General features: G+C 44.0%; 1 protein-coding gene. It reads left to right on the plus strand.

Annotated features, from left to right (window positions below; translation table 11 throughout):
- Positions 1-47: 47 nt before the first annotated feature.
- Positions 48-641, plus strand: a 594-nt coding sequence (locus tag R8N49_RS28055) for a thiol:disulfide interchange protein DsbA/DsbL (protein WP_318190562.1), incomplete at its 3' end; no start/stop codon positions are given.

The following is a 641-nucleotide window of genomic DNA, read 5'->3' on the forward strand; positions in this document are numbered from 1 at the left end:
ATCGTTAACCGATAAACTACCGTAAATTTCTCATTCAGAGCGTTGTTATGTTTAAAACTATCTCAAAAGGCGTCGCTTTATTTGCCGCTATTGCGGCTCTGTCAGCATGTGACAGCGGCAATAGTCAGCCACAACAAGGTAAGCAATACGAAGTGTTGCCTGTTTCTCTTCAAGAATACAATCTGGCGCCACTAACCGAAGCTTTTGCCCTAACTTGCGGCCATTGTCGTTCAATGGAAGAGTTTGTCCCTCAAATTGAATCGCTAACAGAGCAAAAAGTTGAAAAGATGCACGTGACTTTCAATGAAAGTGCTCAGATCAGCGCAATTATCTTCTACACTGCTGTCATGCAGCTCGACGCAACACCAGATAAAGCATTCATGGCTGATTTATTTGCAGCGGTTCAAATGGGCGCAGATGCAACAGCAGAAGAGCGTCAACAAGCGGTAGAGAAAGCTTTTGAATCTCGTAACTTGATCAGCCCATACCATCTTGATGAGGCTCAACAAGAAAAACTGTTTGAATACATCACTAAAGCTGAATCCATCACTACTCGTGGCCAAATCAATTCTGTGCCAGCGTTTATCGTAAACGGTAAGTACCAAGTGATTACTGGCGGCCATGAGAGCGTTGAGGCAATG

The organism is Vibrio sp. 1978, assembly GCF_033344345.1.